This is a genomic window from Massilia timonae (assembly GCF_001866515.1).
GTDB lineage: Bacteria > Pseudomonadota > Gammaproteobacteria > Burkholderiales > Burkholderiaceae_D > Telluria > Telluria timonae.
Genome location: NZ_JRYB01000001.1, coordinates 1,948,748 through 1,957,500 on the forward strand (window position 1 = coordinate 1,948,748; position 8,753 = coordinate 1,957,500).

Consider the following 8,753-nt stretch of genomic DNA (forward strand, 5'->3'; position numbering starts at 1 on the left):
AGCCACAAGCGGTTTAGGTTTGGTCTTTTCGAGATCACTGTTTTTTCGTTCTTTAACAATCTGGAAGAAGTAAAGTTTTTTTAAGCGTGTAAGCGAATCAGAAATGATGAGCGAGCACACTTAGGGTAGTAGTAATTTGTATCAAGCAAACATAGTTGTACTCTTGATCTATGACGATCTCTGTAACTCATGCAGAGGCCAACGTTATAGGGACAAGTGAATAAGTGCACATGGTGGATGCCTTGGCGATTACAGGCGATGAAGGACGTAGTAGCTTGCGATAAGCTGCGGGGAGCTAGCAAACGAGCTTTGATCCGCAGATTTCCGAATGGGGAAACCCGGCCTTTTAGGTCATTGCATGCTGAATACATAGGCATGCAAAGCGAACGCGGCGAACTGAAACATCTAAGTAGCTGCAGGAAAAGAAATCAACCGAGATTCCCAAAGTAGTGGCGAGCGAAATGGGATGAGCCTGTATGTGATAGTCGATTGAATAGTGGAAGTCTCTGGAAAGTGACGCCATAGTGGGTGATAGCCCCGTACACGAAATTCAAACGGTGGTACTAAGCATACGACAAGTAGGGCGGGACACGAGAAATCCTGTCTGAACATGGGGGGACCATCCTCCAAGGCTAAATACTCGTAATCGACCGATAGTGAACCAGTACCGTGAGGGAAAGGCGAAAAGAACCCCGGGAGGGGAGTGAAATAGATCCTGAAACCGTGTGCATACAAACAGTCGGAGCCTCTTCGTGGGGTGACGGCGTACCTTTTGTATAATGGGTCAGCGACTTACATTCAGTGGCGAGGTTAACCGGATAGGGGAGCCGTAGAGAAATCGAGTCCGAACAGGGCGACAGTCGCTGGGTGTAGACCCGAAACCAAGTGATCTACCCATGGCCAGGATGAAGGTGCGGTAACACGCCCTGGAGGTCCGAACCCACTAATGTTGAAAAATTAGGGGATGAGCTGTGGGTAGGGGTGAAAGGCTAAACAAACTTGGAAATAGCTGGTTCTCTCCGAAAACTATTTAGGTAGTGCCTCAAGTATCACCACCGGGGGTAGAGCACTGTTATGGCTAGGGGGTCATTGCGACTTACCAAACCATTGCAAACTCCGAATACCGGTGAGTGCGAGCTTGGGAGACAGACATCGGGTGCTAACGTCCGGTGTCAAGAGGGAAACAACCCAGACCGCCAGCTAAGGTCCCAAAGATTGGCTAAGTGGAAAACGAAGTGGGAAGGCTAAAACAGTCAGGATGTTGGCTTAGAAGCAGCCACCATTTAAAGAAAGCGTAATAGCTCACTGATCGAGTCGTCCTGCGCGGAAGATGTAACGGGGCTAAGCCAGTCACCGAAGCTGCGGATATATTTCTCGTGATTTATCACTTGATCTATATGGTAGGAGAGCGTTCTGTAAGCCTGCGAAGGTGTCTTGTAAAGGATGCTGGAGGTATCAGAAGTGCGAATGCTGACATGAGTAGCGATAATGCGGGTGAAAAGCCCGCACGCCGTAAGCCCAAGGTTTCCTGTTCAACGTTCATCGGAGCAGGGTGAGTCGGCCCCTAAGGCGAGGCAGAGATGCGTAGCTGATGGGAAGCAGGTTAATATTCCTGCACCGTCGTATGATGCGATGGGGGGACGGATCGCGGAAGGTTGTCTGACTGTTGGAATAGTCAGTTTTTGACTCATAGAAGGTGCTTAGGCAAATCCGGGCACGTAATTCAAGGGGTCGAGACGAGCGCTCATGTAGCGCGAAGCAATCGGAAGTGGTTCCAAGAAAAGCCTCTAAGCTTCAGTCATACGAGACCGTACCGCAAACCGACACAGGTGGGCGAGATGAGTATTCTAAGGCGCTTGAGAGAACTCGGGAGAAGGAACTCGGCAAATTGGTACCGTAACTTCGGGATAAGGTACGCCCTAGTAATTTGACCACTTTACTGTGGAAGGATGAACGGGTTGCAATAAAATGGTGGCTGCGACTGTTTAATAAAAACACAGCACTCTGCAAACACGAAAGTGGACGTATAGGGTGTGACGCCTGCCCGGTGCTGGAAGATTAAATGATGGGGTGCAAGCTCTTGATTGAAGTCCCAGTAAACGGCGGCCGTAACTATAACGGTCCTAAGGTAGCGAAATTCCTTGTCGGGTAAGTTCCGACCTGCACGAATGGCGTAACGATGGCCACACTGTCTCCTCCCGAGACTCAGCGAAGTTGAAATGTTTGTGATGATGCAATCTACCCGCGGCTAGACGGAAAGACCCCATGAACCTTTACTGTAGCTTTGCATTGGACTTTGAATCAATCTGTGTAGGATAGGTGGGAGGCTTTGAAGCGGGGACGCCAGTTCTCGTGGAGCCATCCTTGAAATACCACCCTGGTTCATTTGAGGTTCTAACCTTGGTCCGTTATCCGGATCGGGGACAGTGCATGGTAGGCAGTTTGACTGGGGCGGTCTCCTCCTAAAGTGTAACGGAGGAGTTCGAAGGTACGCTAGGTACGGTCGGACATCGTGCTAATAGTGCAATGGCATAAGCGTGCTTAACTGCGAGACCGACAAGTCGAGCAGGTACGAAAGTAGGACATAGTGATCCGGTGGTTCTGTATGGAAGGGCCATCGCTCAACGGATAAAAGGTACTCTGGGGATAACAGGCTGATTCCTCCCAAGAGTTCATATCGACGGGGGAGTTTGGCACCTCGATGTCGGCTCATCACATCCTGGGGCTGTAGCCGGTCCCAAGGGTATGGCTGTTCGCCATTTAAAGTGGTACGTGAGCTGGGTTTAAAACGTCGTGAGACAGTTTGGTCCCTATCTGCCGTGGGCGTTGGAAATTTGAAGGGGGCTGCTCCTAGTACGAGAGGACCGGAGTGGACGAACCTCTGGTGTACCGGTTGTCACGCCAGTGGCATTGCCGGGTAGCTAAGTTCGGAAGAGATAACCGCTGAAAGCATCTAAGCGGGAAACTTGCCTTGAGATGAGATTTCCCGGAGCCTTGAGCTCCTTGAAGGGTCGTTCGAGACCAGGACGTTGATAGGCTGGGTGTGGAAGTGCAGTAATGCATTAAGCTAACCAGTACTAATTGCCCGTACGGCTTGTCCCTATAACCTTGGTAGTCCAAGGTCGAGTACAGCTGCTCGATACAAAGCTACAACCCAACTTGCTTCTTCCAGATTCAGAGCAGGCGCGAACTGTCGCGACTGCTCGTACAAGTCAAAGCCTGATGACCATAGCAAGTCGGTCCCACCCCTTCCCATCCCGAACAGGACCGTGAAACGACTTTGCGCCGATGATAGTGCTGCAACCAGTGTGAAAGTAGGTTATCGTCAGGCTAGTTATATGAAAAACCCCGTCCAGTGATCTGGTCGGGGTTTTTTGCTTTGGGCGACCAGAATCGGAGCGCCCATGGGCGCTTGACGAGGCGCAACGAAGAGCAGGATTCGCTTCCTGAATCGTTTCTCGCTTTTAATATTCTTTTGCGGCAGGGACAACCACATCGCCCGCGCTGACTGAACAGCACCGATCCCACGAATTCACCATCCACCTTGAGGCGACCATGCAAGAGCTCGGCTTCGCGGTACTGGCAATATTGGGTTATCCGTTTCTTGTCGCGTGGCTCATGGGACTGAGCAAGGCGAGCAGGATCGCCGAGCTGGAGCAGCGGATCGAGGCCCTGACCGAGCGGCTGCACCGGGTCACGACGCCACCATCGCCCGTCGCGCCTGCGTGGCGTCCCGCCAACGTGGTTCCGGTCGCGATGCCACTGCCCGATCTCATCAAGGTCCGCCCCCGCGCGCCCTCGGCCGAAGACAGCATCGCACCTTCGCCACCGCGGTCCGAAGCCACCACGCCGGCGCCCGAGCCGCCGACTCCAGCCGGTGTCGACGCCACACCCACAGCCCACGAAGAACCAGCCCCGGATCCTTACCTGGAACCGCCCCCACGCTGGCTCGTCGCCGCCAGGGCCTGGCTACTGACCGGCAACCTGGTGGCCAAGCTCGGTCTCGTGATCCTCTTCATCGGCATCGGCTTCCTGCTCAAGTATGCCGCCGCGACCTTCACCATTCCGATCGAGCTGCGCCTGGCCGCCGTGGTCCTGGCCGATCTTGGGCTGCTGGCCTGGGGATGGCGCCTGCGCCTGACGCGCAGGGAGCTCGCACTACCGATCCAGGGCACGGCGATCGCCATTTTGATGCTGGTGGTCTTCAGTGCCTACCAACTCTACGCGCTGATACCTTCCGGTCTTGCGTTCGCACTGCTGGTGTCCCTCACGACATTCACCTGCCTGCTGGCGGTCCTGCAGGAAGCGCCCTGGCTCGCGGCATTCGGCATCACGGGTGGCTTCGCATCGCCCGTGCTGCTGGCCAGCGGAGAAGGCGGCAGCCATGTTGCACTCTTCGCCTATTACGCGCTGCTCAATGCCGGTGTGTTCGCCCTGGCCTTCACGCGTTCATGGCATCCGCTCAATCTGCTGGGATTCATCTTCACTTTCATTATCGGCGCGGCCTGGGGCGGACTGCGCTACACCCCGGACCATTACTGGTCGGCGCAAGCATTCCTGATCCTGTTCTTCCTGTGCTACGTCGCGATTCCGCTTGCGTTCGCGACCAGGGAGAGAACGCGCATGAAGGACTACGTCGACATCACGCTGGTCCTGGGCACGCCGCTGCTGGCATTCGGGTTCCAGGTCGGCCTGGTCAGGGACATGCCGTTCGGCCTTGCCTTTACCGCGCTTGGCCTGGGCGGATTCTATCTCGCCCTCGGCATCGCATTATGGCGCAGCGGGCACGAACGCTCACGCCTGATGGTCGAGACCTTCGCCGTGGTCGGCGTCATCTTCGGCACGCTCGCCATGCCGTTTGCCCTCGATGCGCGCTGGACATCGGCCGCATGGGCGCTCGAAGGCGCCGGGTTCGTGTGGTTCGGTCTGCGCAACCGGCGCCGGCTTGCCTTGATATTCGGGCTGCTGCTGCAGGTGGGCGCCTGGGTGAGTTTCATTGCCGCCGCATCCAGGCTCACCGCGGACACGGCGCTCGCTGCCAATGCATGGCTGGGATTCCTGCTGCTCGGCGGCAGCGCGTTCATCATCGCGACCGAGCTGCGCAAGCATGCCGGCGATGACGACTGTCTGCCGGAGGTTGCCGGTATCGGCCTGTTGCTGGCTGCCGTCGCCCTGCTGGCCGCATGCTGGAGTGAAGCGGTTCTCCGTACCGCTGGCGGTACCCTGGCGAACTGGATGGTGGCCGGCGCCTTGTTCACAGCCATGCTGCTGTACCTTGTCGGCCTGCGCATGGCATGGCCGCTGGCGCGCGGTCTGGCCCTGACGGCCCAGATCGCAGGCGCTGCGGCCGTGGGGATCGTCTGCGCGCCGGGCTGGTCGTTCACCGCAATGCTCGAGGCCAGCGGGGAGCAACCCTTGTTGGGAGGCTTCATGCTCGCTGGCGCGGCATTCGCGACCAGCCGCATGCTGCAGCGCGCCGACGTCGGTCAGGCCGATTCCGGGCATTCCGGCAGTCCGGTCGCAGCGTCTCTTCTGCTGTGGGCCGGCATCTGGTGGTTCGGTCCCGTCCTCAATATTGCCGCATGCAGGATGGTCGACTACCTGCCTGCGGGGCTGGGCAATCCGTATGCGCGCTGGACCTTCCTGTACGCAGTCGCGGTCGCGGTCACCGCGATTGCAGGCGTGCGGCTCGCTCCACGCCTGGCGTGGCCACAACTGCGCTGGCTTGCGGCAGCCTGTTGGGGCATGCTGGCCGTGACCACGGCAGCCGCCTTGAACACGCTGTATCTGAAGCACTCGCTGCCGGAAGCGACGTTCTGGATCGCCTGGGCGATCCTGTGGGCGAGCGGCGAGTATGCGATGCTGCGTTGGCGCGCAGGCGATCTGAAAATCAATCGAGGCCTGCTCAAGCTCTTGCACGTGGTGCGTACCGGCGGGCCGTGGCTGGCCCTGTGGCCGGCCGGCGCCATCGTGATCGACCGCTGGCTTGCCGGTCCGGTCGACCCACTCCTCGCGGCGCAAGCCGATTGGGCCATCGATGCCGCCTGGAGCAATTATCTGCCGAGCTGGGGCATGATGCTGGTCATCGTACTCCTGCTGCGCCGCAGCCAGGCTGGCAAATGGCCGAGCGCACCGCTGGCGGACTGGTATCGCGCGGTCGTCATCCCTGCCGGCACCGTGTTGATGGCGATGCTGGCCGTGGCCTGGAACCTGGGCCATGACGGCGCCATGGCCCCGTTGCCTTATTTGCCGCTACTGAATCCGCTCGACCTGACCACCGGCTTCGTGTTGATGCTGTGGGCCAGTGCGCTGCGCCGGCTCGCCGGCCAGGCCGCGCTCCATCACGCGCTGCTTCATCGGCTGAAGATCGGCGCCGCAATCGCGGCTTATGTCTGGTTTAACCTCATCCTGTTGCGCAGCGCGGCGCACTATGTCGGCATCGACTACCGTTTCGGTACGCTCGCCGCGTCGCAGTTCGTGCAAGCCATGCTGTCCCTGGTCTGGAGCGCGAGCGCGCTGGTGCTCATGCGCTTCTGCGCACGCCTGGCCTTGCGGCGCAGTTGGTGGGGCGGAGCGATCGTGCTCGGCATCGTGGTACTGAAGCTGTTCCTGGTCGACCTGGCCAGCGGCGGCAGCATCGCGCGCGTCGTGTCCTTCGTCGGCGTCGGACTGCTGCTTCTCCTGGTGGGCTACATTGCGCCTTACCCGAAAACGGCGCATGGCGAACCATCGCCTGCTTCCGCTTGAGCTGACTGGAGAAGCCCATGTGCGCACTCATCGATCGACGCGCTATCGCCGCTGCGCTGTTGATGACGTCCCTTGCCGCCGTCGCAAGTCCGGGCGACGCGCAGGCCGATTATTCCCACATCCTGCCGCTCAGCGTCGACGCCGGCCAGGCCGTCGTGCAATTGCAGGTGCCGCGCGATGTGTACCTCAACGCGCGCTCGCCGACGCTGGACGACGTGCGGGTATTCGATGCCTCCGGCATATCGATGCCCTTCGCATTGGCCGACCTGGCGCCGCCAGCCACCGTGAGCAGGTCGGCCACGCCGGTTGCCGTCTTTCCCGTGCACGGTCGCGCGCGCGATGCCGGGCGTGTACACGACAGCCTGCAGATCCGCACCGGGAACGACGGCGCGGTTATTTCAGTGACGGCGCCGGCGCGCACGGTCAGCGACGAGCTGATAGGCCTGGTCCTCGACCTGCGGCCGGCCGCCCGCGCAGCGCAGGTCGAGGCCGCAGCGCCGGTGGGAGGGCTGATCTTGCACCTGCCGCCGGGAATGGGGAGCTATAGCGCATGGGTGGCACTCGACGTCAGCGACGACCTGCAAGACTGGCATGAGCTGGCCGAGTCCGCGCTGAGCTGGCTGGTCAATGACCAGGGCGCCAGCGTGCGGAAGGACCGTATCGGATTGACGCCACGGCCGTTTCGCTATGCCCGCATCCGCTGGCTGGACGGCAAGCCGATCGCGTTCTCCGCGATTCATGCCGAATATGTGGTCGAGCGGCAGCCGGCGCGGCAGCTCGACACCATTGTCCTGCAAGGTTCGCCGGGCCCCGAAGGGCGGGACCTGGTCTATACGGCGCCCATCGCGATCCCTGCGCGCTCGCTCGGCCTGGTGTTCACGGGGCAGAACGTCGTCATGCCGGTGCAGGTCGGGCACTATGAAGCCGTTCGCAGGCGTGAGGCGGGAGGGCGAACCACGGCGCGACTGCAGTCGCTGGTAAATACGACGTTCTACCAGATGGTCCAGGACGGGCGGCGTCGGGCTTCTGGAGATGTCGGAATTCCTGTGACGCATGCCTCCCAATGGATCGTGCGCCCGCAGACCGACGTGTCCGAGCGGCCGGCCCTGCGCCTGGGCTGGACGCCGGCGAGCATGGTGTTCGTCGCCGGCGGCAAGCCGCCTTACACCCTGGCTTTCGGCCGCACTGGGGCAGGCCCGGCCCGCGTCGGGCTGCATCAGGTGGCGCCGGGGTTCAGTGCACATGAGCTGGCCGCGCTGGCGGCGGCCAAGCCTGGAAATCTGGTGCGGCAGCAGCCACCTGGGCAAGCCGCAGGCGATGACGCCAGGAGTCCATCCGGGAACAAGCGGGGCTGGTTGTGGGCATTGCTGGTTGGCGGCGTCCTGGCATTGGGTGCGATGGCCTGGCATCTCTTCCGCCAGCTCAAGCGTGGCGCCGAGCGGCCGGTCGCCTGAATCCTCGCGCATGTAAAAAAGCCCGCCGGTTGGTGACTGGCGGGCTTGGCGACTGGATGATCGGTTCAGGCGGCGTGCATTCCACTGTTGATGCGCAGCTCGAGCTTGTCCCAGAACCGGTCGTGGATTGGAAGCAGCAGCACATTGCAGACCGGCTCGAGGATGGCGGCGAGGCCGCCGAAGGCGAGCGAGCCGGTGGCGCAGTAGATGACGGCGAACGCGACGCCCATGTGCATCAGCGTCTGGCTGACCTTCTCCGCAGCGATCTTCATGTAGCGGTCGCGTTCCGACGTTGCCCGGGCGCGGACGGCGGCCCATGCCTTTTCGTGGAACGGGAGCAGCAGGACGTTGATCACCGGCTCGATGATGATGGCCAGGCCGCTGAATACGACCGAACCCGTCATCGCATACGCGATCGTGAAGGCGATCGCCATGTGGGTGATGACCTGACTGGTTTTCTTCGCTGCGATGACCATGGGGTTACCTCTTCACTTCGGTTGCTGACTGTAGAGCCAAATGATAATGATTCTCGCTTATAGTGAAAAGCAAATA

Annotated in this window: 3 protein-coding genes and 2 rRNA genes; 4 read left to right on the forward strand and 1 reads right to left on the reverse strand. The window is 60.0% G+C overall.

Features of this window, described 5'->3' with window-relative positions; translation table 11 throughout:
- The first annotated feature begins 210 nt into the window (after nt 1-210).
- The 4 genes from LO55_RS08435 to LO55_RS08450 all read left to right on the forward strand — a co-directional run bounded on the left by LO55_RS08435 (nt 211) and on the right by LO55_RS08450 (nt 8,201).
- A 23S ribosomal RNA gene (locus LO55_RS08435) occupies nt 211-3,102 on the forward strand.
- A gap of 116 nt (nt 3,103-3,218) precedes the next feature.
- Nucleotides 3,219-3,331 (forward strand): 5S ribosomal RNA (rrf, locus tag LO55_RS08440).
- A gap of 224 nt (nt 3,332-3,555) precedes the next feature.
- Nucleotides 3,556-6,747, forward strand: a complete 3,192-nt coding sequence (locus LO55_RS08445; protein ID WP_229410109.1) for a DUF2339 domain-containing protein — start codon at nt 3,556-3,558, stop codon at nt 6,745-6,747.
- Nucleotides 6,748-6,764: 17 nt separating this feature from the next.
- The gene (locus LO55_RS08450) at nt 6,765-8,201 is read left to right on the forward strand and encodes a DUF3999 family protein (RefSeq protein WP_083415256.1); all 1,437 of its coding nucleotides are present in this window, start codon (nt 6,765-6,767) and stop codon (nt 8,199-8,201) included.
- Between the two features lie 65 nt (nt 8,202-8,266).
- On the opposite strand, the gene LO55_RS08455 is transcribed toward LO55_RS08450, so the two are convergent.
- Nucleotides 8,267-8,677 (reverse strand): DUF2061 domain-containing protein, encoded by a 411-nt coding sequence (locus LO55_RS08455; protein WP_071361130.1) that lies wholly within the window; start codon nt 8,675-8,677, stop codon nt 8,267-8,269.
- Nucleotides 8,678-8,753: the final 76 nt, after the last annotated feature.

Bases quoted from the DNA above. Each gene is read 5' to 3' on its own strand.
- LO55_RS08450 (WP_083415256.1), top strand. From the start codon at position 6,765: ATGTGCGCACTCATCGATCGACGCGCTATCGCCGCTGCGCTGTTGATG.
- LO55_RS08445 (WP_229410109.1), top strand. From the start codon at position 3,556: ATGCAAGAGCTCGGCTTCGCGGTACTGGCAATATTGGGTTATCCGTTT.
- LO55_RS08455 (WP_071361130.1), bottom strand. From the start codon at position 8,677: ATGGTCATCGCAGCGAAGAAAACCAGTCAGGTCATCACCCACATGGCG.